Raw genomic sequence first — 25,018 nt, forward strand, 5'->3', positions numbered from 1 at the left:
CACCAAACCCCCGCATTTACCCCCACCACAAACCCGTGTCGGCCACCCAACCACGATCAAAAAAACAGGATCGCCGGTGCCGGATGCGTACCGTGTCTTCGTCGCTCGTTGGCAGCCGCAGGCGGGTGCGTCGCGGGCGCCGCTACCCCGCAGCAAACAGTCGGCGCGGTGAAATCCGGGTGCCGTTAGCAGCAGCCCTTGAGCCGGACCCCCAGATAATCGGCGACCTTGTCGATCGCGATCCGTTCTTGGGTCATGGCATCGCGCTCGCGCACCGTGACGGCGTTGTCCTCGAGCGAGTCGAAGTCGACCGTTACACAGAATGGAGTCCCGATCTCGTCCTGGCGCCGGTAGCGACGCCCGATGGCGCCCGCATCGTCGAAGTCGATGTTCCAGCAGGTGCGCAATTCGGCGGCGAGGTCGCGGGCCTTGGGGCTCAAATCCGCATGGCGGGACAGCGGTAGCACCGCGGCCTTGACCGGGGCCAGCCGCGGATCCAGTCGCAGTACCGTCCGCTTCTCCATCGCGCCCTTGGCATTCGGGGCCTCGTCCTCGCTGTACGCGTCGATCAAGAAGGCCATGAACGACCGGGTCAGGCCCGCTGCCGGTTCGATGACATACGGCGTATACCGAGTGTCGTTGACCTGGTCATAGAAGTTCAGATCGGTACCGGAATGGTTTGAATGCGTCGACAAGTCGAAGTCGGTGCGGTTGGCGACACCTTCCAGCTCACCCCATGGGTTGCCGAGGAAGCCGAATTTGTACTCGATGTCGACGGTGCGGTCGGAGTAGTGCGACAGCTTGTCCTTGGGGTGCTCCCACAGGCGCAGGTTCTGCGGATCGATGCCCAGGTCGACGTACCACTGCAGCCGGGTGTCGATCCAATACTGGTGCCATTCCTTGGCTGTCGACGGCTCGACGAAGAACTCCATCTCCATCTGCTCGAACTCGCGGGTGCGGAAGATGAAATTGCCGGGGGTGATCTCGTTGCGGAAGCTCTTGCCGATCTGGCCGATGCCGAACGGCGGCTTCTTGCGGGACGTCGTCATAACGTTGGCAAAGTTGATGAAGATGCCCTGTGCGGTTTCCGGCCGCAGATAGTGCAACCCCTCCTCGGTCTCGATTGGTCCGAGGTAGGTCTTGAGCATCATGTTGAATTCGCGCGGCTCCGTCCACTGGCCGGGCTCGCCGGTGTCCGGGTCGCGAATATCGGCCAGCCCGTTGGGCGGCGGATGCCCGTGTTTTGCCTCGTAGGCTTCGATCAGATGGTCGGCCCGGTAGCGCTTGTGGGTGATGAGCGACTCGACCAGCGGATCATGGAAGACATCCACATGGCCCGAGGCAACCCATACCTCGCGCGGCAAGATGATCGACGAATCGATACCCACCACGTCGTCGCGGCCGGTGACCACCGACCGCCACCATTGCCGTTTGATGTTCTCTTTGAGTTCCACCCCCAGCGGGCCGTAGTCCCACGCCGACTTTGTACCGCCGTAGATTTCACCGGACGGATAGACGAAGCCGCGCCGTTTGGCCAGGTTCACCACAGTGTCGATGACAGACGCCACGCGGTACCGCACTCCCTTCCCGAATTGGGCAACTACATGCAGCGGGCAATCACTGCGCACGAACCTCAGTCATGGTAACGATCTACCGGCGGTTCTTTGACATGCACCATCACGCATGTGACAGTGGAGGACAGCCGCAGGGGTTCGCGAGCTGTTCGCGACGAGCGGTCCCGATGCCACTACGTCTCGAGGTGGTTCAGATATGGCGACGCCCCCCGCTACGCCTGTCGCCGTCGACGACCTAGTCGGTCATCATGAGCACGGCGCCCGCAGCTCGTCGGGGCATCCTGCCCTCCCCGCACCCCCGCCACGGGAAATTCTCGACGCCGCCGGCGAGTTGCTGCGCGCGCTGGCCGCACCGGTACGCATCGCCATCGTGTTGCAATTGCGCGAATCGCAACGTTGTGTGCATGAACTCGTCGATGCGCTGGGTGTACCGCAACCACTGGTCAGTCAGCATTTGAAGATCCTCAAGGCAGCGGGAGTCGTCACCGGAGAGCGGTCGGGCCGTGAAGTGCTGTACCGGCTTGCCGACCATCACCTTGCGCATATCGTCGTCGACGCGGTCACCCACGCCAGTGAGGAGTCGCCATGACCGGACCCAGTGTCCGGTCCACCCGCCAGCGGGCGGCGATCTCGACGCTACTGGAGACGGTCGACGATTTCCGCTCGGCACAGGAATTGCACGACGAACTACGCCGCCGCGGCGAAAACATCGGTCTGACCACCGTCTATCGCACCCTGCAGTCGATGGCTGCCGCGGGCGTGGTTGACACGCTGCGCACCGACACCGGTGAGTCGGTCTACCGCCGCTGCTCGGAACATCACCACCATCATCTGGTGTGCCGCAGCTGTGGCTCCACCATCGAGGTGGCAGACCACGAAGTGGAGGCCTGGGCCGCGGAAGTGGCTGCTAGGCATGGGTTTTCCGACGTCAGCCACACCATCGAGATCTTCGGCACCTGCGCAGACTGCCGGTCCTGAAATTCGGCGCGCGCTGCCACACCGCGAAGTCCTCCTCGAACTTTTCCGCGTTGCCGTCGATCTCGGCGTCAGGGAACCGCGGCAATCAACGCGTCGCGTACCTGGACGCCGGTGTCGAGCACCAGCAGGATCAAGGTACGCAGCGCGTCGTCGCTCAGTCCGGCGCCGGGAAAGTTGTACCGCAGCATCACGTCCCCGGTTTTGGACGCTGTCTTGGCGGCCGCCTTGGCCGCACCCCTGGCCGCGGTCTTCTCCAGCACGGTGACCGCGCCGAAGTTGACGTCGCGCGCCTGCTTGGCCGCCCGATCGCGAATCTTCCTGGTCAGCGGCAGGTCCCAGGCCAATATCTGGGTGAGCGACACCAACTCGAGGCCCTCGGTGATGCTCACCACCCGCAACGAAGCGAACGTGCCGTTATGGCGGACCGTCAACGCGCCGTCGGGTTCCTGCTCGACGGAAAGGACGTCAGGCAGAATCGATGCCAGCCGCTGCTGCAGTGAGGGCACTAGGCGCTCCCGAACCGTCGATTGCGGGAAGCGTACTCCTCGCAGGCCGCCCACAAATCGCGGCGGTCATAGTCGGGCCACAACTTGTCCTGGAATATGTACTCGGCGTAAGCGGCCTGCCACAACATGAAATTGCTGGACCGCTGCTCCCCCGAGGTCCGCAGAAACAGGTCGACGTCGGGGATGTCGGGGCGCTGCATGTGACGGGAGATGGTGGACTCGCTGATCCGGTCCGGACTGAGCCGGCCGGCGGCCACCTCACGAGCGATTTCCCTTGTGGCTTCGGCGATTTCGGTGCGGCCACCGTAGTTGACACAGTAGTTGATGGTGATGACGTCGTTGTGCCTGGTCAGCTGCTCGGCTATGGCCAGTTCGTTGATGACGCTGCGCCACAGCCGGGTCCGGGAACCCACCCACCGGATCCGGACACCCATCTCGTTGAGGTTCTCCCGTCGTCGTCGCACCACGTCACGGTTGAATCCCATCAGGAAGCGGACCTCCTCGGCCGAACGCTTCCAATTCTCGGTGGAGAAGGCGTAAAGACTGAGCCACTTGATTCCCAGTTCCACCGCGCCGCAAGCGATGTCGATCACCACCGCCTCGCCCATCTTGTGGCCCTCGGTGCGACGCAGGCCACGCTGGGTAGCCCACCGGCCGTTACCGTCCATCACGATGGCGACATGATTGGGCAACCGGTCAGCCGGAATTCGGGGCGCAGCCGCCTTCGAAATGTGCTGCGGCGGCCGGCGCGGGCCGCCGTCGGGCGACGGCGGCAATGCCGGGAAGACAACCGGCCACGTCGAGGTGTCGGGGAAGGTCGGGTAGTCGTCCGGCGCGGGGGGCAGCTGCGGGAAGTCGGTGGACGTCAGCTTTTGTTCGGCCTTTCTAGCCACGTTCACCTACCTGCCCGATGGTAGGTCCGCTCCACCAGCGGCAACGTCTTGAGCTGACGTTCCAGGTGCCATTGCAGGTGCGCGGCCACCAACCCGCTGACGTAGCCGCGATGCGATTGCGGCGCCTGCTCGGCGGCCGCCCAATCGCCGTCGTGCAAGGCGGACATCAACTCCAGCACGCCCAGCGGCGGTGTCGTCGCACCGGCGGGGCGACAGTGCGCGCACACGCTGCCCCCGGCGGCGATGTGAAACGCCCGATGCGGCCCGGGTGTGGCGCAGCGAGCGCATTCGGTCAGTGCCGGCGCCCAGCCGGCGATACCCATGGCACGGAGCAGATAGGCGTCCAACAGCAGGTCGCGAGGACGACGTCCGTCCGCGACCGCCCGCAACGCGCCCACCGTGAGCCGGTGCAGGGCCGGGGCGGGCGCCCGCTCTTCACCGGCGAGGCGTTCGGCGGTTTCCAGCATCGCGCACCCGCAGGTGTACCGGCCGTAGTCGCTGACGATGTCGGTGGCGAAGGCATCGATGGCGACGACCTGGGTGACGATGTCGAGGTTACGGCCGGGGTGCAGTTGCGCGTCGATATGAGCGAACGGCTCCAGCCGGGCACCGAATTTGCTGCGGGTGCGACGTACTCCTTTGGCCACCGCACGAACCAGCCCGTGGTCGCGGGTCAGCAGGGTGACGATCCGGTCGGCTTCGCCGAGCTTGTGCTGGCGCAGCACAACAGCCCGGTCTCGATATAGCCGCATCCCCATAGTTTCGCACCCCGCCGCGACATCGCGGGTATCCGCGCCGATAGTCTCGTACCCCGTGGTTGGCGCTTCTGGGTCCGCTTCCGGGGCCGTTTCCGGGTCCGGTAACCAGCGCTTGCCCACCTTGACCGATCTTCTCTATCAGCTGGCCAACGGCTCGGTGACCTCCGTCGAGCTGGTAGGCCGATCCCTGCGCGAGATCCAGGCGAGCCAGTCCACGTTGAACGCATTCCGGGTGGTACTCACCGAGTCGGCCCTGGCCGACGCGGCCGCGGCAGACCGGCGACGGGCGGCTGGCGACACCGGACCGCTGCTGGGCATCCCGATCGCGGTCAAAGACGACGTCGACGTTGCTGGAGTGCCCACCGCCTACGGCACCCAGGGGTATGTCGCTCCCGCCACCGCGGATTCGGAGGTCGTCCGGCGGCTCAAGGCGGCCGGGGCGGTGATCGTCGGCAAGACCAACACCTGTGAGCTGGGCCAGTGGCCATTCACCAGCGGGCCCGGGTTCGGACACACCCGCAACCCGTGGGCGCGCCGGCATACACCGGGCGGATCGTCGGGCGGCAGTGCGGCCGCAGTGGCCGCGGGCCTGGTCACCGCGGCGATCGGCTCCGACGGGGCCGGCAGCATCCGGGTTCCCGCGGCGTGGACCAACTTGGTGGGCATCAAACCGCAGCGCGGCCGCATCTCCACCTGGCCGCTGCCGGAGGCGTTCAATGGCATCACGGTCAACGGTGTGCTGGCCCGCACGGTGGCCGATGCGGCGCTGGTGCTGGATGCGGCGTCGGGCAATGTCGAGGGCGATCTGCACCGGCCGCCGCCGGTGACCGCATCCGACTACGTCGGCATCGCCCCCGGTCCGCTGAAGATCGCCCTGTCGACCCGGGCTCCTTTCAACGGTTTTCGGGCAAAGTTGCATCCGGAGATCCTGGCCGCGACGCGTCAGGTGGGCGAACAGCTGCAGCTGCTCGGCCACACCGTGGTACGCGGCAACCCCGACTACAGCGTGCAGATGTCGTGGGACTTTCTTGCCCGGTCCACCGCCGGATTGTGGGAGTGGGCGCAGCGGCTGGGCGACGGCGTCACGCTGGACCCCCGCACGGTTTCCAACCTGCGCACCGGGCACATGCTTTCCCAGGCCATCCTGCGCAGCGCGCGCCGCCACGAAGCCGCCGCGCAGCGGCGAGTGGGCTCGATCTTCAACATCGTCGACGTGGTGCTGGCACCGACCACCGCGCAGCCCCCGCCGCTGGCGCACGCGTTCGACCAGATGGGCGGGCTGGCCACCGACCGCGCCATCATCGCGGCATGCCCTTACACCTGGCCGTGGAATCTGCTGGGCTGGCCGGCCATCAACGTGCCCGCGGGGTTCACCGCCGAGGGCCTGCCGATCGGTGTTCAACTCATGGGACCGGCCAACAGCGAAGGCATGCTGATCTCGCTGGCCGCCGAGCTGGAAGCCGTCAGCGGCTGGGCGGCCAAGCAGCCGACCGTCTGGTGGGACGACGGCACCGACACTCCCGCCCCGCACAGCGTCTACCCGCCACAGCATTAGCAGCGCTGACCCGTTCGCCGTTCAAAATCCCAGCCGGCCAAGCTGTTTGGGGTCGCGCTGCCAGTTCTTTGCCACCTTGACCCGCAGGTCGAGATAAACCTTGGTCCCCAGCAGTTTCTCGATCTGACCGCGGGCCGCGGTGCCCACTTGTCGCAGCCGGGCGCCGCCCTTGCCGATGACGATCCCCTTCTGGCTGTCCCGCTCGACGTACAACACAGCGTGCACGTCGATCAGGTCGTCCCGTCCGTCGCGCGGGCTGACGTCGTCGATCACCACGGCCAGCGAATGGGGCAGTTCGTCATGGACGCCCTCCAAGGCGGCCTCGCGGATGAACTCCGCCATCAGGACCTCTTCGGGCTCGTCGGTCAGCTCGCCGTCGGGGTAGTACGCCGGGCCGGGCGGCAAAGCCCCGGCCAGCACATCGATCAGCACCTCGACCTGCGCTCCGGTCACGGCCGACACCGGGACGATTTCGGTTGCGCCGGGCAGGTTTCCGATCAGCTCACCGACCGCCGAGAGTTGTACGGCCACCCGGTCTTTGGGCACCTTGTCGATCTTGGTGACGATGACAACCAGTGCTGTGCCGGGTGCCACGGAGCGAATCTGCTCGAGGATCCACCGGTCACCCGGGCCGATCGCTTCATCAGCCGGAATGCACAGTCCGATCACGTCGACCTCGGCGTAGGTGGCCCGGACCAGGTCGTTGAGTCGCTTGCCCAGCAGCGTCCGCGGCCGGTGCAGGCCCGGCGTGTCGACCAGGATCATCTGGAAGTTCTCTCGATGCACGATCCCGCGAATGGTGTGCCGAGTGGTCTGCGGCCGCATCGACGTGATCGCGACTTTGGCACCCACCAGCGCATTGGTCAGCGTCGACTTTCCGGTGTTCGGCCGGCCGACCAAACAGACGAAGCCGGAACGGAATTCAGCCGTCATAACGGGATTCCGGTGCCGTCGGTGACGATTACCACCGCCATCGGCGACAGCTCCCGTAAGGCCGCGATGCCCGGATCGTCGACGGATCCGGCGACCAGCGCGGCAGCGTCGAGACCGATCGGCTCAGCCATCGGAATCGCCTTCGTCTGGGCGGTCCGCGGAGCCGTCGGTTGCTGCAACTTCTACCGGGCTCACCAAAACGGTGCCGATCCGCATCCGGCCCCGGTGGTCGCGGCCCTCCTCAGCCTGCAGTCGCAGGCCATGGGATACGACCTCGGCGCCGGGCAGTGGGACGCGGCCCAATTCCAATGCCAGCAAACCGCCGACGGTGTCGACGTCGAGATCGCCGTCGAATTCCATGCCGTACAATTCGCCAACATCCTCGATGGGCAGCCGCGCCGACACACGAAATCGTTTGTCGCCCAGGTCTTCTACCGGCGCCGTCTCGGCCTCGTCGTACTCGTCGGCGATCTCACCGACGATTTCCTCCAGCACGTCTTCGATACTGACCAGGCCGGCGATGGCGCCGTATTCGTCGACCAGCAGCGCCATGTGGTTACGGTCGCGCTGCATTTCCCGCAGCAACGCGTCCAGCGGCTTGGAGTCCGGCACGAACACCGCCGGTCGCATGGCGTCGGCCACGGTGCTTTCCCGGTCGCTGTCGGGCGAGAAGAACGTTTGGCGCACAAGGTCTTTCAGGTAAACCACGCCGAGAATGTCGTCGACATTCTCGCCGATCACCGGAATGCGGGAATGGCCGCTGCGCACGGCCAGGTTCATCGCCTGAGCCGGTGATTTGTCCCCTTCGATCCAGATCATCTCGGTGCGCGGCACCATCACCTCGCGGGCTGGCGTGTCGCCGAGTTCGAAGACCGACTCGATCATCTTGCGCTCGTCGGCGGCAACCACGCCGCGCTGCTGAGCCAGGTCGACGACTTCGCGCAGTTCGACCTCGGAGGCGAACGGCCCGTTGCGAAAGCCCCGGCCCGGGGTGAGCGCGTTTCCCAGCAGCACCAGCAACCGGCTGATCGGCATCAACAGCCATGAAATCACCTGCAACGGAACGGCGGTGGCCAGCGCGATGGAATAGGCATGCTGGCGGCCGAGCGTGCGCGGACCCACACCGATGATGACGAAGCTGGTCACCACCATGACGGCCGCGGCCACGAACAACCCGCCGTTGATGTTCAGGTTGTGCCGGAAGAACACCACCAGCAACGCGGTGGCGGTGATCTCACACACGATCCGCAGCAGCACCACCAAATTGATGTAGCGCGGCCGTTCGACCATCACCTTGAGCAGTGCCACCGCCCCCGGCCGGGCCTCACGCACCAGCTCCTGCACCCGGGCCAGTGACACGGTGCTGAAAGCGGCATCCAGCGCCGCGAATATTCCGCCCAGTCCGATCAACAGGATCGCACCGAGCAGCTGAGCAAGACCGGTCACGACTCGTCGAAGTACCTGGACTTGTCCAACAGCCGGCGGTCTCGTTCGTGCTGGCGGTCGTGCTGGTAAGCCTCGACCTGGGCGGCCACCCACTCTTCCAGCAACCGCTCCTGCAGGGCGAACATCTCCCGCTCCTCATCCGGCTCGCCGTGGTCGTAGCCGAGCAGATGCAGCACGCCGTGGATGGTCAACAGCGCCAGCTCATGTCCGAGGCTGTGGCCCGCCGCGGCCGCCTGCTCCGCCGCGAATTCCGGGCACAGCACGATGTCGCCGAGCATCGCCGGGCCGGGCTCGGGCGCGTCGGGGCGCCCCCCGGGCTCCAGCTCGTCCATCGGAAAGCTCATCACGTCCGTCGGCCCGGGCAGATCCATCCAGCGCATGTGCAGGTCGGCCATCGCGGCGGTGTCCAGCAGTACCATCGACAACTCCGCGCCCGGGTTGACGTCCATCTTGTCGATGACAAATCGCGCGACGCTGACCAGCTCGGCTTCGGAGACGTCGATGCCCGACTCGTTGGATACTTCAATGCTCATAAGATGCTCATAAGATGCTCACGAGAGTTCTCACGCACTCATCATCGACGACCACGCGCGCCGGAGGCGCGCCGAGCCGCCCGGTTCATCCCGGAGCCGGGCTCCTCGGACCGGGCGTAGGCTTCGACGATCTCCGAGACCAGGCGGTGGCGCACCACGTCCACACTGGTCAGCTCCGCGATGTGAATGTCGTCGATGTCCTCGAGGATGTCGACCGCCGCCCGCAGGCCGGACTTGGCGCCGCCCGGCAGGTCAATCTGGGTGACATCCCCGGTGACCACGACTTTCGACCCGAACCCCAATCGGGTGAGGAACATTTTCATCTGCTCGGCGGTGGTGTTCTGCGCCTCGTCGAGGACGATGAAGGCGTCATTCAAGGTGCGGCCGCGCATGTACGCCAGCGGCGCCACCTCGATGACCCCGGCGGTCATCAGCTTCGGAATCAGCTCGGGATCCATCATGTCGTACAGCGCGTCGTACAGCGGCCGCAGGTACGGGTCGATCTTCTCGCTCAGTGTGCCGGGCAGAAAGCCAAGGCGCTCACCGGCTTCCACCGCCGGACGGGTCAAGATGATGCGGGTGACCTGCTTGGTCTGCAATGCATGCACCGCCTTGGCCATCGCCAGATAGGTCTTCCCGGTGCCGGCCGGGCCGATCCCGAACACGATGGTGTTGGCATCGATCGCGTCGACATAACGTTTCTGGTTCAGCGTCTTGGGCCGGATCGTCTTGCCGCGTCGCGACAAGATGTCAAGGGTGAGCACCTCTGCCGGCGACTCGTTGCCCGCGCCGAGCAACATGGCAACGCTGTGGCGCACCACCTCCGGCGTCAACGACTGCCCCCCGGCAACAATCGCGACCAACTCGGAAATCGCCCGTTCGGCCAGCGCGACATCGGCCGGTTCGCCGGACAGAGTCACCGAGTTGCCACGCACATGCAGGCCGGCGGCCAGGATGCGTTCCAGCGCGCGCAGGTTCTCGTCTGCCGATCCGAGTAAGCCCACGACCAAATCAGGCGGAACATCGATGCTGCTGCGAACCTGAGATGAGGCCGATAATGCGTCAGCAGCCTTGGTTTCGCGGGGCGTCACGTGGTTTCTGATGCCTACTTTCTGTGTTCTCGGGCGACGACAGCCGGTAGTCAAGTCTAGCGCCGCATGCGCTCCGCAGGCCTGCTCCGCGGGAAATGCCGCCCGGGAACCGACGCCCGCGAACCCCAGGGGGCGCCCGGGCGCTAGATCCGTTGCGCGGCGACGGGCACCTTGGTGACAACCGCCGGCACGCCACCTTTGACCGGCCACGGTAGCGCAGGGTCGTGTTCGGGAGCCCAGCCGACGGGGATCTGTATCCGGAACCGCTGATGAAGCTGGGCGAGGAACAATTGGGCCTCCAGGTAACCCATGGCCGCACCGAAGCAGCGGTGCGGGCCGGCGCCGAAGGGCAGGAAAACCAGGTTGGGCCGGGCAGCGACGATGTCCTTGTCGTAGAACCGGATCGGCTCATAAGTTTCGGCGTCGGGGCCCCACCAGCGTGGATCGCGCTGCAGCGCGTAGATCGGCAAGCCGACCAGGGTGCCGCGGCGGATCCGGTAGCCACCGATGACGTCGTCGATCATGGCGAACCGCGGCTGCAACAGCAGGCCCTGCAGGCGCTGTCCCTCGTCGAAACACGCCTTGGCCCACTCGAGCCGGTCCAGGTCGGCGTAGCTGGGCAAAGCTCCGCCGAGTTGGTCGACCTCGTCGTACAGTCGCTGCTGCGCCTGCGGATTCTGCGGAAGCAGCGCCAGTGTCCAGGCCAATGCGGCGACCACGGTTTCATACCCGCCGCCGATCAACATGATCGCTTCGGTGATCACGTCGCGCCGGCTGATGGGCGTGCCGTCCTCGTAGCGCGCGTCCAGAAGTATCTGCAGCAGGTCGTCGTAGGAGCGCGAGTCGGCCAGCCGTTCCTCTACTCGCCGCTTCACCCAGCGCCGCATCCGCAACCACGCCTGCACGGGGTTACCGTCTCCCGGCAGCATTCGCGGCGGGGCGCCGAGCAGCAGCGGCGACGACGCGCTCTGCATCAGCGTGCGGACGTCGACGTCGAGCCGATGCAACTCGGCATCGGAGAGCCCCATCGTGAACATCGCGCGCATGAACGCCGGAATCACCACGCCGTTGATCTCGTGCTGCAGATCGATCGATTCGCCGGTCTGCGCGAACCGCTCCCATCCGGTCAGGCGGTTGGCGAATTCGTCGGCGACGGTGGCGGCGACCCGGCTCAGCTGTTGGCGGCCCATCATCGGTGTCAGCGGCTTGCGCCGGCGACGAAACTCGCGGCCCTCCATCATCTGCATGGACGCGCCCAGCACCTTCCTCGCCGCACCCGCGGCGGCCCCGATCAGGCTGTACTCGCCGTCGCGGTGGCTCATGACGTGGCGCACGTGGTCGGGATGATTCAGCACCACCACGTCGTACAGCGGCAACGGCAGTCGGTAGACGTCGCCATAAGTCTTTCCCAGCTGCTGCAGGTATCCGAACGGGTCGGACTTCAGTTCCGGAACGACCCCGAGGAAGGGCCGCCCGCGCGGGCCGGGCGGGCGCGGCGCGGCTCGAGGGCCCCGAGATCCTTGAGGGCCTCGCCGCGATCGCAGCGCCTGCCGCGCACACCCGACCGGATTACGGGTCAGCCAATAGACGTCTCGTTGCGCCGCCGCTGTCATGGGATACATCTCCACAGTGTTGAGTCGCCGGCGGGTGTCGCCGGCACGGATATCGAAAGATGGGACGACTCACTCGTTTTCGAAGCAATACATCCGATACGAGCTCTCGCCGTTCTGCAGCCCGCGGCAGATCTTGGAGTTCGACGCGGCTACGGCGTCGCGGACCAGGCCGCGGAACAGAGCCGGGGTACGCCGAGTGAACATGTTCTGCGAGCGCGGCAGGCTCTTTTCCAGCCCGCGCACCACCTGCTCGCTGATGATCTCTTTGGAACGCATCCGCAGCGGCGCGTCGGCCAGCTCGGCCTCCCATTCGGCGACGTGGTCGCTGTGCCGGACGTCGGCGTAAAGCAGCTGCCCGCCCGGGCGCAACACCCGCGCGACTTCGGCGAAAAATCGGGGCACCGACGGATAACAGTGCGAGGCTTCGATATTGACGACGACATCGAAGGAATTGTCGGGGAACGGCAGGTTCTGGGCGTCCCCCTGGACGAAGTCCAGCCCTGGCAGCCGATGGGTGCTGCGGCAGACCTCGATGCCGGCCGGGTTGAGGTCCAGGCCGGTGTAGGAGGCCGGGTGCAGGGTGCGCATCAGGTAGGAGGCTCCGCCGCCGTGGCCGCAGCTCACCTCCAGCACCCGCTTTCCGGCGATATCGGCCTGGGTTGCCGTGCGGTGGTAGAGCTGAATGCAATACCGGTCCGGCTCGTCCGACTCCGACAGCGGGATGGCCATCGGCGGGTCTTCCTCGTAGCCAAGATTCAGCAACGCCACGTCGTCGGCGCCGTGGCGGGTGATGAAGGGGTAGTAGTACTTGGCGAAGACTCTCCAGGCGGGGGTCGACACCAGTCTGGTTGCAAGGCCCATGGTTCTGGTATGCCCACTAGCCGGGGGAATACACACCCGCTGGTGCCCAGTGGGGCGCCTCATCGGCGGGTCAATTCCTGGCGCGCCGCCGGTTCAAGCGGGGCGTAGCAGCGTGTTGGCCGGCAGGTCCTTGTCCAGGACCTTGTGCGCTTGGGCCACGCCGGTGACCGGCAGCAGGTCCTCGTGCAGCAGTTCGACCTGCACCAGCAGCGAGGCCTGATCCCAGTAGATCCGTTCGTAGGCGACTTTTGGTTCCCCGGAGTCCGGGTCTGCCTCGAATCCCATCACGACGACGACGGGCAGCAGCACCGCGCGGCCGGTGGGCGCCACGTTGGGCAGGAAGGTCGGCATCGCAATGTCGTGGGTGAACGACATGACCATTTCGTCGACGACGCGATCGGCGCCGACGGTACGACAGACCGGGATGATCCTGGTGTCGTCGGGCCAGTGCCCGATGAAGTACCGGCCGTAAAACTGGGCTACCCCGGCAGCGCCGACGCCGCCCATCATGGTGGGCACATGGTTGACGTAGGGATCGGCGGTCATCGTCGCCATGGTCGCGGCGAGATCCTTGGCGACGAACTCGCGCGCGACGTGTTCGTCGAAGATCGCCCCCAGCTCGCGGGTGGTATCGGTCATGGGGCACGCTCCTTTCGCACCCGAGGGTCCCACACAAGCAACGGTGGTGCGGGAAAATCGCCGGCTCGACGCCCTGTCAGCTCTGAATCTGGTGGAGTTCCCCGATCACGCCGACGTCCTCACCGCGCGCAATCGCCGTGGCGGGTGCTCGAAGTCGTCGACTTCGGGTTGCTCGACGCCGCGGTTGCGCGGCCGCAGACCACCGTGTACGGAATAGACACCTATCCCGGTCTCTCTACCAAGGCGGCGGTACTACTGCAGTTGGCTGGCCCGTAATCATGCTCTGGTGCGCGGCAATAGCCGACGGCGTGAATATTATTGGGTTGCAACAGCATTGAACTTGAGCCCAGGTTCGATGTAGACACCGCCGAGAAGCTGATATACGAGGTAGCGGAGCGCAGTGAGCTGGCCGTCGACGAAATCGCCCTAAAGCTTTGCCTTTTCGCCGCCTGCTGAGGGCGCTGGTGTGTAACGGGCTTTGTGGGTTGCTGTTTCCGCTGGGTCGGCATGCCAGTTCAATGGGTTGATGCGTTTGCTCGTTGAGCAGATTGTCGGGACTGCCGCGTAAGTGGTTGTGCGGACTAGGTTTCGGCGATCATGCGGCTGAAAGCCGCCAGCCTGGGCCGGTGGCTGCGCGCAGTCCGAGTCCAGCGAGGCGCGGCGATCGCCCATGCCAGTGCTACGCCGGCATCCCGCTTCCGGCCCGAATCGCCGACCTGGGGCCGGAATCTTCGTCAGTGACCGCCCGTCCCCGCGGTCACGCTAAACAATGTTGCCGTTGGAGCCGGGTGAGCCCGGGTTGCCGCCGGGTCCGGGGCCCCCACCGGAACCCCCGGTACCGGGAGTGGGAGTGCCGGAAACTGCATGTGCGTCACCCCCGTTGCCGCCGCCCCCACCATCGGTGAACGCTGCGGAGCTGTCGCCGCCATTGCCGCCATTGCCGGCTTTAGCAAATCCGGTCCCGGTGTTGGATGCGAAACCGCCCAAACCGCCGGCGCCACCCGTACCGCCGTCACCGCCGTTGCCGGCGTCACCGGCGGTGGCGTTACCAGGAGAAGCGGGATTCGTGACGTACGCGGAGCCGCCGTTGCCGCCGGCGCCGCCGCTGGCACCACCGGCGGTGCCGTCGACGCCGGCGGACCCGAAGGCGTCTCCGGTTCCGCGGTTCTCCGCATTGCCGCCGCTGCCGCCGTTGCCGCCGGCCCCGTTAGCGCCCCCGATGCCGCCGGCCGTGGCCACGCCGCCGGTGGCGCTCCCGCTTCCGTAGGTGATCGCGGTGCCGCCGGCCCCGCCGCCCCCGCCGTTGCCATTGACGTCGGTAGCGTTGCCGGCCACACCGCCGGTGCCGCCGACAACGTTGAGCGTAGAGCTGGCAATGCCGATTTCCACGCTGCCGCCGCCCCCGGCGTTCCCGCCGTTGAAGCCGTTACCGCCGTTGCCGCCGGTGGCGCCGACCGGGGCAAAGGTAGAGGTGCTGGCGCTGCCGATGACCAGGCTGCCCCCGTTGCCGCCGTTCCCGCCGCGGAAGGTGCCGCCGGTGCCGCCATTGCCGCCGGCGCCGGCCGTGATCGGGCCCTTTCCGTCGGTGAATGCGAAACCGCCGGTGCCGCCGTTCCCACCTTGGATGGAGCCGTTCCCGCCGTTCCCGCCCATACCGGCGGTGACGGTGCCCGTAGAGGCCGTGTTGTGGATGGCCGCGACGCCGCCGACGCCGCCACTCCCGCCGATGTTGCCGCCGTCGACGCCGTTCGCACCGGCGCTGCCGGTGGCGTTTCCGGTTCCCCAGTTCTCCGCATTGCCGCCGCTGCCGCCGTTTCCGCCGCCCCCGAGGCCGCCGGTGTTGCCGGCTCCGGGGGCGCCGCCAAAGGCGTTTCCATGTCCGTAGGTGATCCCCAAACCGCCTTGCCCGCCGCTTCCGCCGATTCCGGTGATGCCGGTGCCGACGCCACCCATCCCGCCTTGGCCGCCGGTAGCGTTTTGCGCAGAGGTAGTGCCGTCGATCTGCACCGTGCCGCCGACCCCGCCGGACCCGCCGTTGAAGCCGCTGCCGCCGTTGCCGCCGGTAGCGCCGACGGGGACGAAGGTAGAGGCGCTGGTGTCTATTTCCAGGCTGCCGCCGTTGCCGCCGTTCCCGCCGCGGAAACTGCCACCGTTGCCGCCATCGCCGCCGGTGCCGGCGGTGATGGCGCCCGTTCCCTTGGTGTAAGCAAAACCGCCATTCCCGCCGTTCCCGCTTTGGGTGCTGCCGCTTCCGCCGGCCCCGCCTTGGCCTCCGGTGGCCGTAGCCGTAGCGGCAGGGTTGCGGATAAACGCGCCGCCACCGGTGCCGCCGTCCCCGCCGGTAACACCGGTGCCGCCCTGGCCGCCGACACCGCCGGTAGCGTTTGCGGTAGAGATGGGGTTGTGGTCGGAGATGCCGCCGCTGCCGCCGTTGCCGCCGTTGCCGGTGCCGGCGCCATTGCCTCCGTCGCCGCCGTTACCGCCGGCCCCGGCCATAGCACCGGAGTTGCCGCCGACACCGCCGCCGCCGCCGTTGCCATTGCCAGCGCCATCACCGCCGTGTCCGCCGCCGCCGCCGTTGCCGTACAGGCCACCAATTCCACCATTCCCGCCGGTACCGCCGTTGCCGCTGACGGTTTGGGTGTAGCCGGCCCCGCCGAGGCCGCCGTTGCCGCCGTTGCCTGGCGTGATGGTGCCTGCGGCGCCGGTTGCGCCGGGAACGGCGCCAGCGCCACCGATACCACCAATGCCCACAAGGCCCGGGTCGCCCCCGTTACCGCCCGTGCCACCGTTGGGAGTGCCGGCGTCGCCGGCCCCGCCCATACCGCCGTCGCCGGGTGCACCGGGATTGCCGCCGGCTCCCCCGGCCCCGCCGTTGCCGGTCGCACCCGTACCGCCGAACAAGGCCGAACCGCGCCCACCGGCCCCGCCCGCGCCCCCCATTCCACCCTGGCCACCAGCGCCGCTGTCGCCGCCGTCGCCGCCGGTTACCCCGGCGCCGACAGCATTCCAGCCCGCGCCGCCGACGCCGCCGACCCCGCCGGCCCCGCCTACACCGCCCTGGCCGCCTGCCCCGCCGGCACCGAACAACAGCCCTCCGTTACCGCCGACCCCGCCGTTACCCGCGTTACCGAGCAGCAGCCCGCTGTTGCCGCCGGGAATCACCGTGGCGGCACCTTGGGCGCCGGTAGCGCCCGAACCACCGGCCCCGCCGGCGCCGCCACTGCCGAACAGCAGCGCGCCGTTGCCGCCGGCCCCACCGGTCCCGCCGTCGCCGCCGGCCATGGCGGCGGCCCCGCCATTACCTCCGGCCCCCCCGTCGCCGTGCAGCAGCCCGCCGCTGCCACCGTCACCGCCGGTGCCGGCAAATCTGGCCGCTCCACCGTCACCGCCGCTGCCATGGAGCCACCCGCCCCTGCCGCCATTGCCGCCGTTGCCGCCGTTGTCGCCGCCGACCCCGCCGGCTCCGCCGCTACCGATCAACCCGGCGGTTCCGCCGTTACCGGCGTTGCCGCTGTCACCGCCATAGCCGCCGGCTCCACCCGCGCCGTAGAGCCATCCGCCATTGCCGCCGTCGCCCCCGTGGCCGCCGGCAGCGCCGATGCCGCCGGCGCCACCACTACCGATCAACCCGGCAGCGCCGCCGTTACCGGCGATGCCGCCGGCACCTGCGTTGCCGCCGGCCCCGCCCGAGCCGTAGAGCCATCCGCCACGGCCGCCGGCACCACCGAGGCCGCCGGTGCCGCCGTTTCCGCCGGCACCGCCGGTGCCGATCAATCCGGCAGCGCCGCCGTTACCAGCGGAAGTGCCGGCTCCCGCTTGGGAATAGCCGTTGCCGCCGTTGCCGTAGAGCAGCCCACCGGCCGCACCGTCGGGATGGGCGGCCGTCCCGTCAGCGCCGTTGCCGATCATCGGGCGGCCCAGCAGTGCCTCGGTGCGGGCATTGATCGCGACAAGCGTGTCCTGCCCCAGGGTCTGCAATCGCGAGGCGTTGGCGGCCTCGACTGCCGCATACGCCCGCGCACCTGCATTCAGCGCCTGCACAAACTGGGCATGAAACGTCGCCGCCTGACTACTCAGCGCCTGATACTCGTGGCCGTAGATGCCAAACAACCTCGCGATCGCCGCGGACACCTCATCGCCGGCCGCCGCCAGCAGCTGCGTCGTCGAGCCGGCCGCCGCCGCGTTGGCCGCCTCAACCGCCTGCTCAAGCCCGGCTAAATCGGCCGCTGCCGCCGCCAAGAATCCAGGGCTCGCGATCACAAAGGACGACATCTGCGGCCTCCATTACTGACGAGGCCGAACACGACCCCCGTAGAAACTTCCGACTGTCCGAATCGTCGAGCAAAAAGCGCACGCAGGACCACGTAGCCGACTACCTAATCGCCACCCCTCGACACCCATCGCGCTACCCCACTCAGACCAGCCGAAGTGCAGTCGGCGGGGCGCGGTAATGCCGTGGGATCAGCCGAAGGGGTTTGACCGACGTCGAGGTGCGAGTAAACGGCCGCAAAAAGATCGCACACCTAAGAATGCGCAGAAATGTCGGCCGAACGACAACCGTGGATTGACACTAGAACCTACATTCGTCATGTGATGATCCGCTGCCCCTTAATAGGCCGGGGCAAGGAACTTCTGGTGATTGCCGACGCCCTCGCCGCGGACGACTGTCGCGGCGTGCTGGTGGTCGGCGATGCGGGGGTCGGCAAGACGCGGCTTGCCGAGGACGCGGCCGCGGCAGCCGAGGCATTGGGCTGGGTTGTCCACCGTGTCACTGCTAGCGTCACCGCGCAGTCAATTCCGTTGGGCGCCTTCACCAAATGGTCAAACGGGAGCCACGAGAACCCGCACAATGCCGCCCACCAGGTGGTTGCGGCAATGACCGACGCCGACGCGTCGGACCGGATTCTGATCAGCATCGATGACGCGCATCTGCTCGATAACCTGTCGGCTTTCGTCGTGTACAGCCTCCTGCAGCATCCCGGAACCAAATTGCTCGTCACGGTCCGCAGCGGCGCTCCCGCGCCCGACGCGGTAATGAAGCCGTGGAAAGAGGGGATCCTTCGCCGCGTCGACTTACCGCCACTATCCCAGTCCGAAAGCGATGAGCTACTGCGCAGCGAATTGCGCGGACAGGTTAGCGGCGATTGTGCCGAGCAGCTCTGGGATTTGACACGCGGTAACCCCGCCTACCTGACACACATCATCGGTGCGGAACGCGCCGCTGGAAATCTTGTCGAGGACGACGGGATGTGGAGTCTGCGTGCTGCTCCGATGGTGTCACCGTCCTTGCGGGACTTGGTGCAAATGCAATTCGGTGCGCTCACCGAGTCCGTGCAGGAGGTCGTCGATCTGGTCGCGGTCGCCGGTTCGATTGGCCGATCCTTGCTCAATTCGCTCTCCGACGGTGAGGCGTCCGCGGAGGCCGAGCGGCTCGGACTGATCCGCGCCGACGAATCAACGCCCGACGTCATCCGGGTCGCACACCCGCTGTATTCCGCTATCACGCTGGCACAGTGCGGTCAGCTGCGGCAGAGTCGTCTGCGCGGTCGTCTCGCCGCGGCGATGGCCAGCCCACACAACACCGCCGCGGTTGATCCCGCCCAGCTGGGCTTGCTCTGGCTGGAATCGGATCTGCCGCCCGACGCGGACATCTTGTTGGGGGCCGCGGCGGCCGCCCTGGCGCAACTCGATATCGAGTTCGCCGAGCGTTGCGCGCGCGCCGCTGTCGACGCCGGAGGCGGCGTCGGGGCGAAACTCCAGCACGCCTACTGCCTGTTTCTCCTCGGTATGGCCAACGACGCGCAGGCCGAACTGAGCCGCATTCGCCCGGATGAACTGCGCGGCAACGATTTCCTCAACGAATTCAATCTGATGGTGATGAACCTCCTGTTCGGGTTCGCTCAGCCGACGGAAGCTTTATGCCTGGTCGAGCGAGCATTGCAGGGTTCGACCGGCATCCGCGCGCATCAGCTCAATACGTTGCTCGGATTCCACTTCGGGTTCACCGCCAACCCGGTCCGCGCCATCGATGCGTTATACGCCGCCGATCCTGAGCAACTCGACAATTACGGTGCCGTCGTTTGCCTGGGGATGCGGGCATTTGCCCATGGGGAGCGCGGGCACCTCAGCCGGGTACGCCGCGAGGCGGCGAGCGCGTGGGGAATCCTGGATGACGCCCCTGACGCATTCAACGCGGCCAACCTCGCCAAGCTGCACACCCACGTGCTGGTGCTCGCCGGAGACCTCGCCGGGGCGACCGAGGTGGCCCAGCAGGCCTACCGCCGGTACGCCAGGATGGCGCCGGTAGCTCGCACGCTGTGCTCCGCCACCATCGGAATGGTGGCCCTGGCCTCCGGCGACCTCGCGGTGGCTCGCCGACGCTTGCATCCCGGCCAGCGGGAGTTGGGGCAATTCGGGCTGATCATGGGTCACACGTATCGGTACCAGGTGCACTACGCGACGGCGCTGGCGCGATCGGGAAACGTCGACGGCGCGGTGCGCGCACTCGAGCGGGCCGCCGAAGTGCGCCGCCCCCATCTCTTGTATCTCGAAGTCACCTACCTGCTGGCCCAGGCCTGGGTGGCAGCCGCGCAAGGGCAGATCGAACGCGCCCGCGACACGGCCGCGCAGGCCGCAACCTTCGCACGCCGGCGCGGCCTGTTGGCCAGCGAAGTCCTGTGTCTGCAGACCTCGGTTCAGTTCTGCGACACCACCGCCGCGGACCGACTAGCCGAGCTGGCCACCCTCGTCGAGGGGCCACGCGCGCCGATCGCGGCGCGCTACGCGAAAGCGCTGGCCGACGACGCCGCGCCCGAACTCGAAGCGGTATCCGCCGACTTCGAAGCGATGGGCGATCTCCTTGCCGCCGCGGACGCGGCCGCCCATTCGTCATCGGCCTACCGAGTGGCCAACCGAAACGGCAGCGCTTTGACTGCCGGCGCTCGCGCCGAGAGCCTGTCCAAGCGTTGTGGCGGCGCGACCAGTCCGGCGCTAGTAGGGGCCAAGATCGCTTTTCCGTTCAGCCACCGTCAACGCGAGATCGCACTTCTGGTGTCGAAGGGCCTCACCAACCGGGAGATCGCCGACGCCTTGTCACTGTCCGTTCGCACAGTCGAGGGGCATATCTACCGCGCCACCTTCAAGGCCGGAATCGCTACTCGCGCCGAATTGGCGAAGATTGTCCAGGAGTTCGATCCGTGATGTTCCGGCTCCGACACAGCGTTAGCCTCCGCCTTAAATTAATCCCGAACCGCGGCCAGCACACCATCACCCAGCGGCACCAGCGCCGGGGTGAGCCGTTCGTCCTCGGCGATCAGTCGGGCCGCCTCCCGGACCGCGGTCACCTCGGCGTCGCGCGCCGCCGGATCACCGGCCCGTCCGCCCAGCGCTGCCCGGTGCACCACGATGACCCCGCCGGATCGCAGCAACCGGACCCCCTCGACCACGTAGTCCGGTTGATCGACCGGGTCGGCGTCGATGAACACCAAGTCGTAGGCTTCGTCGGCGAGCCGGGTCAGCACCTCTTGGGCACGCCCGCCGATCAGTCTGGTGCGCGACGGTCCGATTCCGGCCTCGTGGAAAGCCTGCTTGGCGAGTCGCAGGTGCTCGGGCTCGATATCGATCGTGGTCAGCACGCCGTCATTGCTCATTCCGGACAGCAGCCACAGTCCGCTGACACCCGCTCCGGTACCCACCTCGGCGACCGCCTTGCCGCCGCTGAGCTTGGCCAGCAGGCTCAGCAGGGCGCCGACGGCGGGGGTCACCGCTCCGGCGCCGATGTCCATGGCCCGCTCACGGGCGCTGGTCAGGATCGCGTCTTCCGATATCGACCCCTCGGCGTGCGCAGACATCAGTTCGGCTCGACTGGGGGCCTGCGGGCCGCGGGCGACCGAGTTATCACCGGTGCCGTCCATGTCGGCAGCGTATGCCGGATCGGCGACGCCGTCGGGCAGGCGCGCCCGATGGCCGGACCTGAGCCCGCGCCGCGCAGCCGCTGCCGACACACCCGGGACGCACCGCGCGACCAAGGTCACCCCGCACCCGAAAAGCCCAGGAAAATCAAGGTAACGGAATGGTTTCTCAGCTAAAGCTCAGTTTGCTCATATACCGCCCACACGCCGGTACGCGACGGTATCGGTATGGAACGAGGCGGACGCTGGGCGGGGAATACCGAGTGGCAACTTCGCGTTGCCGGTAACGAGCTGCCAACTCTTGACGGCAGGGATGGCAGGGGAGTTCCGGAGGGACCCGAAATCACCACTTTGAGCACGACAATCATGTCTCACCCCCAACAGGTTCGCGACGACGAGTGGGTCGAACCGTCCGACGGGTTGCTTGGTACTGCGGTATTCGACGCGACCGGGGACAAGGCCACAATGCCGTCGTGGGACGAGTTGGTGCGTCAGCACGCCGACCGGGTGTACCGGCTGGCCTATCGCCTCTCCGGCAATCGGCACGATGCCGAGGACCTGACGCAAGAAACGTTCATCAGGGTTTTTCGGTCCGTGCAGAATTACCAGCCGGGAACCTTCGAGGGCTGGTTGCACCGCATCACTACCAACCTGTTTCTCGACATGGTCCGCCGCCGGACCCGCATCCGGATGGAGGCGTTGCCCGAGGATTACGACCGGGTGCCTGCCGACGACCCCAACCCCGAGCAGATCTATCACGACGCACGGCTGGGGCCCGATTTGCAGGCTGCCCTCGATTCGCTGCCGCCGGAGTTTCGTGCCGCAGTCGTGTTGTGCGATATCGAAGGTCTGTCCTACGAGGAGATCGGTGCCACCCTCGGTGTCAAGCTCGGCACCGTGCGGAGCCGGATCCACCGCGGACGCCAGGCGTTGCGCGACTATCTTGCCGCCCATCCCGAACACGGCGAGGCCTACGCGCGATCGGTGAGGACAGGCGGTTAAGACAAGCGCCAGGAGCCGAACCATCGGTTTGGCTGCTGCATGGTTGCCAACTGGTCCCAAATCCTCTGGTTTTGCTCGCTGATGATGGTTATCCGGCACCGGGCCGCGCTACATTCGAAATACCAGGGCGAGAAAAGACTCGATAACGCCTGGAAATGGCTCGAAAGCGCGGAAGGAGCTGGTGATGGCCGACCGGGGACATGTGTTTCGGCGCGCGTTCTCCTGGCTTCCTACCCAATTCGCTTCCCAAAGTGATGCGCCGGTCGGTGCGCCGCGCCGGTTCCGGTCCACCGAGCACCTCTCCATCGAGGCCATTGCCGCGTTTGTCGATGGTGAGCTGACAATGAACGCCCACCTGCGCGCGGCGCATCACCTGTCGCTGTGCCCGCAGTGCGCGGCCGAGGTAGACGACCACAGCCGTGCTCGCGCCGCGCTACGCGACTCGCGCCCGATCCGCATCCCCAGCACGCTGCTCGGGTTGCTGTCGGAAATCCCGCATCAGCCGTCCGACGACGCGACGCCGCTGCCGGATCCCTTCGCTCAGCGCGATATCCGTGGCCAGCGCAAGCGTCGCTAGCTTGGTTGGCTGCACCCCGAAATGAAGGCCGGCCGGCTGCTGGCTTCAGCCATCAGAAATGTCACGGATACTAGTGTGGACACCGATAACGCCGCGTCCGGCAGGGCGGGCCGTCGTGGTCCGTGTCGCCAACGCTCAGCCGAGAACCAGAAGAGGATCACGTGACCTCCGACCAAGGCAAAAACAGTGGCAGTACCGGTGTCGGGGACGGCGGACCCCGCCTGGCGCCGCGCCCCGTCTTTCGGCCACCGGTCGATTCCGCATCGCGTCAAGCGTTCGGGCGACCATCGGGGGTGCGGGGTTCGTTTGTGGCGGAGCGGGTGCGTCCGCCGAAGTACCAGGACCAGGCCGAGTTCCGGTCACACGAGCAACCGCCCGATCCGGTGCTGGAGGAAGCCTTCAGCCGGCCACCCGGCGGCGTCGACTCGCTGCAACGCCACCCCATCGACGCCGGGGCGCTGGCCGCCGAAAAGGACGGCCAACAGGACGAGCCCGACGATCCGTGGCGCGATCCCGCCGCGGCGGCCGCTCTGGGAACTCCGGCGCTGACCCCGCCGCCACCGCACAGCGCGCTGGGCCAGCGGGGCAAGCTCGGCGTGCGCGACGTGCTGTTCGGCGGCAAGGTGTCCTATCTGGCGCTGGTCGTCCTGGCCATCATCGCGCTGGTGATCGGCGTGACCGGCGGTGTGATCGGCCGCAAGACCGCCGAAGTCGTCGAGGCGTTCACGACATCGAAGGTGACGTTGTCGACCAGCGGCAACGCCGAGGAGCCGGCCGGCAGGTTCACCAAGGTGGCCGCGGCGGTCGCCGACTCGGTCGTGACCATCGAATCGAAGAGCGACCAGGAGGGCATGCAGGGTTCCGGTGTCATCATCGACGGTCGCGGCTACATCGTCACCAACAACCACGTGATCTCCGAAGCCGCGAACAACCCCAGCCAGTTCAAGACGACCGTGGTGTTCAATGACGGCAAGGAGGTGCCCGCCAGCCTGGTGGGGCGTGACCCCAAGACCGACCTGGCCGTGCTGAAGGTCGACAATGTCGACAACCTGACCGTGGCCCGGCTCGGTGATTCCGGCAAGGTGCGAGTCGGCGACGAGGTGCTGGCCGCCGGTGCGCCGCTAGGACTGCGCAGCACCGTGACGCATGGCATCATCAGCGCGCTGCACCGTCCCGTTCCGTTGTCGGGGGAGGGTTCGGACACCGATACGGTGATCGACGCCCTGCAGACCGACGCCTCGATCAACCACGGCAACTCCGGCGGTCCGCTGATCGACATGGATTCGCAGGTGATCGGCATCAACACCGCCGGCAAGTCGCTCTCGGACAGCGCCAGCGGCCTGGGCTTCGCCATTCCGGTCAACGAGATGAAGGTGGTCGCCCAAACGCTGATCAAAGACGGAAAGATCGTCCACCCGACGCTGGGTATCAGCACCCGTTCGGTGAGCAACGCGATCGCATCGGGTGCGCAGGTGGCCAACGTGAAGGCCGGTAGTCCCGCCCAGAAGGGCGGAATCCTGGAAAACGATGTGATCGTCAAAATCGGCGACCGTAAGGTGGCCGACTCCGATGAGTTCGTCGTCGCCGTGCGGCAGCTGACAATCGGGCAGGACGCGCCGGTGGAGGTGGTCCGCGAGGGTCGCCACGTCACGCTGACGGTCAAACCCGAACCCGATACCAGCTCGTGATGATCGCAAGCGCGGCGCAGCCGGGCGCAGCGGGTCATCACCGTCCGATCTGATGTTCGCCAACATCGGCTGGGGGGAGATGCTCGTACTCGTTGTGGTCGGGCTGGTGGTGCTTGGCCCCGAACGGCTCCCCGGCGCGATCCGCTGGACCGCGGGCGCGCTGCGTCAGGCGCGGGAATACCTCAGCGGTGTGACCAATCAGCTGCGCGAGGACATGGGGCCCGAATTCGACGACCTTCGCGGGCACCTCAGCGAGCTGCAGAAGCTGCGGGGCATGACGCCCCGCGCGGCGCTGACCAAACACCTGCTCGACGGCGACGATTCCCTCTTCACCGGCAACTTCGACCAGCCGGCCGCCGCGACTCCCGCGCAGCCGGCACCCCCGCCGCCCGGGACGGAACGGCCCGTTCCCGACGAGCCCGCCCGTCCTCCGTTCGATTCCGACGCGACCTGAACAG

21 protein-coding genes and 2 pseudogenes are annotated in these 25,018 nt (G+C 67.1%); 9 read left to right on the top strand and 14 right to left on the bottom strand.

What is annotated here, in order from left to right:
* Positions 1–185: 185 nt before the first annotated feature.
* Positions 186–1,580, bottom strand: a complete 1,395-nt coding sequence (locus AWC07_RS14425) for a glycine--tRNA ligase (RefSeq protein ID WP_139829704.1) — start codon at positions 1,578–1,580, stop codon at positions 186–188.
* Between the two features lie 190 nt (positions 1,581–1,770).
* Here AWC07_RS14425 and AWC07_RS14430 point away from each other — a divergent pair, with 190 nt between their 5' ends.
* The gene (locus AWC07_RS14430; protein WP_084293673.1) at positions 1,771–2,163 is read left to right on the top strand and encodes an ArsR/SmtB family transcription factor; all 393 of its coding nucleotides are present in this window, start codon (positions 1,771–1,773) and stop codon (positions 2,161–2,163) included.
* Positions 2,160–2,552, top strand: coding sequence for a Fur family transcriptional regulator (locus AWC07_RS14435; RefSeq protein WP_036417297.1), 393 nt, complete (start codon positions 2,160–2,162; stop codon positions 2,550–2,552). The genes AWC07_RS14430 and AWC07_RS14435 overlap by 4 nt, the downstream gene beginning before the upstream one ends.
* Before the next feature lie 68 nt (positions 2,553–2,620).
* Here the strand turns inward: AWC07_RS14435 and AWC07_RS14440 are convergent, their stop codons facing one another.
* Genes AWC07_RS14440 through recO form a run of 3 tightly spaced genes read right to left on the bottom strand, consistent with a single transcriptional unit; the run spans position 2,621 to position 4,703 of the window.
* Complete coding sequence (locus AWC07_RS14440) at positions 2,621–3,058, bottom strand: hypothetical protein (RefSeq protein ID WP_036417299.1); 438 nt, start codon at positions 3,056–3,058, stop codon at positions 2,621–2,623.
* On the bottom strand, positions 3,058–3,951 hold the full coding sequence (locus AWC07_RS14445) for a decaprenyl diphosphate synthase (protein ID WP_036417315.1): 894 nt from the start codon (positions 3,949–3,951) through the stop codon (positions 3,058–3,060). Before AWC07_RS14445 ends, AWC07_RS14440 begins: the two co-directional genes overlap by 1 nt.
* A 2-nt stretch (positions 3,952–3,953) precedes the next feature.
* Positions 3,954–4,703, bottom strand: a complete 750-nt coding sequence (recO, locus tag AWC07_RS14450; RefSeq protein ID WP_051508161.1) for a DNA repair protein RecO — start codon at positions 4,701–4,703, stop codon at positions 3,954–3,956.
* A 61-nt stretch (positions 4,704–4,764) separates the two neighbouring features.
* Here recO and AWC07_RS14455 point away from each other — a divergent pair, with 61 nt between their 5' ends.
* A complete protein-coding gene (locus AWC07_RS14455; protein WP_036417301.1) occupies positions 4,765–6,264 on the top strand; it encodes an amidase in 1,500 nt (499 codons plus the stop codon).
* Positions 6,265–6,285: 21 nt separating this feature from the next.
* Here the strand turns inward: AWC07_RS14455 and era are convergent, their stop codons facing one another.
* The 8 genes and pseudogenes from era to AWC07_RS14495 form a co-directional block, all read right to left on the bottom strand.
* The gene (era, locus tag AWC07_RS14460) at positions 6,286–7,197 is read right to left on the bottom strand and encodes a GTPase Era (protein ID WP_036417304.1); all 912 of its coding nucleotides are present in this window, start codon (positions 7,195–7,197) and stop codon (positions 6,286–6,288) included.
* A pseudogene (locus AWC07_RS14465) lies at positions 7,194–7,304 on the bottom strand (cytidine deaminase); the annotation flags it as partial. The pseudogene AWC07_RS14465 and the gene era, both read right to left, overlap by 4 nt.
* A 16-nt stretch (positions 7,305–7,320) precedes the next feature.
* Positions 7,321–8,643, bottom strand: a complete 1,323-nt coding sequence (locus tag AWC07_RS14470; RefSeq protein ID WP_036417306.1) for a hemolysin family protein — start codon at positions 8,641–8,643, stop codon at positions 7,321–7,323.
* Positions 8,640–9,176, bottom strand: a complete 537-nt coding sequence (ybeY, locus tag AWC07_RS14475; protein ID WP_036417308.1) for an rRNA maturation RNase YbeY — start codon at positions 9,174–9,176, stop codon at positions 8,640–8,642. Before ybeY ends, AWC07_RS14470 begins: the two co-directional genes overlap by 4 nt.
* Before the next feature lie 41 nt (positions 9,177–9,217).
* On the bottom strand, positions 9,218–10,267 hold the full coding sequence (locus AWC07_RS14480) for a PhoH family protein (RefSeq protein ID WP_036417310.1): 1,050 nt from the start codon (positions 10,265–10,267) through the stop codon (positions 9,218–9,220).
* Positions 10,268–10,410: 143 nt separating this feature from the next.
* Positions 10,411–11,889, bottom strand: a complete 1,479-nt coding sequence (locus AWC07_RS14485; RefSeq protein WP_085105118.1) for a cytochrome P450 — start codon at positions 11,887–11,889, stop codon at positions 10,411–10,413.
* Positions 11,890–11,949: 60 nt separating this feature from the next.
* Positions 11,950–12,804, bottom strand: a complete 855-nt coding sequence (locus AWC07_RS14490; protein WP_139829705.1) for a phthiotriol/phenolphthiotriol dimycocerosates methyltransferase — start codon at positions 12,802–12,804, stop codon at positions 11,950–11,952.
* A gap of 30 nt (positions 12,805–12,834) precedes the next feature.
* Positions 12,835–13,380 (bottom strand): nuclear transport factor 2 family protein, encoded by a 546-nt coding sequence (locus AWC07_RS14495; RefSeq protein WP_051507737.1) that lies wholly within the window; start codon positions 13,378–13,380, stop codon positions 12,835–12,837.
* A gap of 88 nt (positions 13,381–13,468) precedes the next feature.
* Here AWC07_RS14495 and AWC07_RS29550 point away from each other — a divergent pair.
* Positions 13,469–13,836, top strand: a pseudogene (locus AWC07_RS29550) (type II toxin-antitoxin system death-on-curing family toxin).
* A gap of 306 nt (positions 13,837–14,142) precedes the next feature.
* Here AWC07_RS29550 and AWC07_RS14505 read toward each other — a convergent pair.
* On the bottom strand, positions 14,143–17,655 hold the full coding sequence (locus AWC07_RS14505; protein WP_085105120.1) for a PE family protein: 3,513 nt from the start codon (positions 17,653–17,655) through the stop codon (positions 14,143–14,145).
* A gap of 321 nt (positions 17,656–17,976) precedes the next feature.
* On the opposite strand from AWC07_RS14505, the gene AWC07_RS14510 reads away from it, so the two are divergent.
* Positions 17,977–20,583, top strand: a complete 2,607-nt coding sequence (locus AWC07_RS14510) for a LuxR C-terminal-related transcriptional regulator (RefSeq protein WP_036418115.1) — start codon at positions 17,977–17,979, stop codon at positions 20,581–20,583.
* A 38-nt stretch (positions 20,584–20,621) separates the two neighbouring features.
* Here AWC07_RS14510 and AWC07_RS14515 read toward each other — a convergent pair whose 3' ends face one another.
* Entirely contained in the window at positions 20,622–21,296 is a 675-nt protein-coding gene (locus AWC07_RS14515) for an O-methyltransferase (protein WP_036418161.1), read from the bottom strand.
* Positions 21,297–21,521: 225 nt separating this feature from the next.
* On the opposite strand from AWC07_RS14515, the gene sigE reads away from it, so the two are divergent.
* From sigE to tatB, 4 genes are all read left to right on the top strand, one after another.
* Positions 21,522–22,295: an RNA polymerase sigma factor SigE gene (sigE, locus tag AWC07_RS14520; RefSeq protein WP_036418117.1), complete on the top strand. Its 774-nt coding sequence runs from the start codon at positions 21,522–21,524 to the stop codon at positions 22,293–22,295.
* 184 nt (positions 22,296–22,479) lie between these two features.
* Positions 22,480–22,872, top strand: a complete 393-nt coding sequence (gene rseA / locus AWC07_RS14525) for an anti-sigma E factor RseA (protein WP_036418119.1) — start codon at positions 22,480–22,482, stop codon at positions 22,870–22,872.
* Positions 22,873–23,033: 161 nt separating this feature from the next.
* Positions 23,034–24,560: a serine protease HtrA gene (htrA, locus tag AWC07_RS14530; protein WP_036418121.1), complete on the top strand. Its 1,527-nt coding sequence runs from the start codon at positions 23,034–23,036 to the stop codon at positions 24,558–24,560.
* Positions 24,561–24,612: 52 nt separating this feature from the next.
* Positions 24,613–25,014 carry a Sec-independent protein translocase protein TatB gene (gene tatB / locus AWC07_RS14535; protein ID WP_036418123.1) on the top strand — a complete coding sequence of 134 codons (402 nt, stop codon included), beginning with the start codon at positions 24,613–24,615 and terminating at the stop codon, positions 25,012–25,014.
* Positions 25,015–25,018: the final 4 nt, after the last annotated feature.

It is taken from the genome of Mycobacterium gastri, assembly GCF_002102175.1.
Classification (GTDB): Bacteria; Actinomycetota; Actinomycetes; order Mycobacteriales; family Mycobacteriaceae; genus Mycobacterium; species Mycobacterium gastri.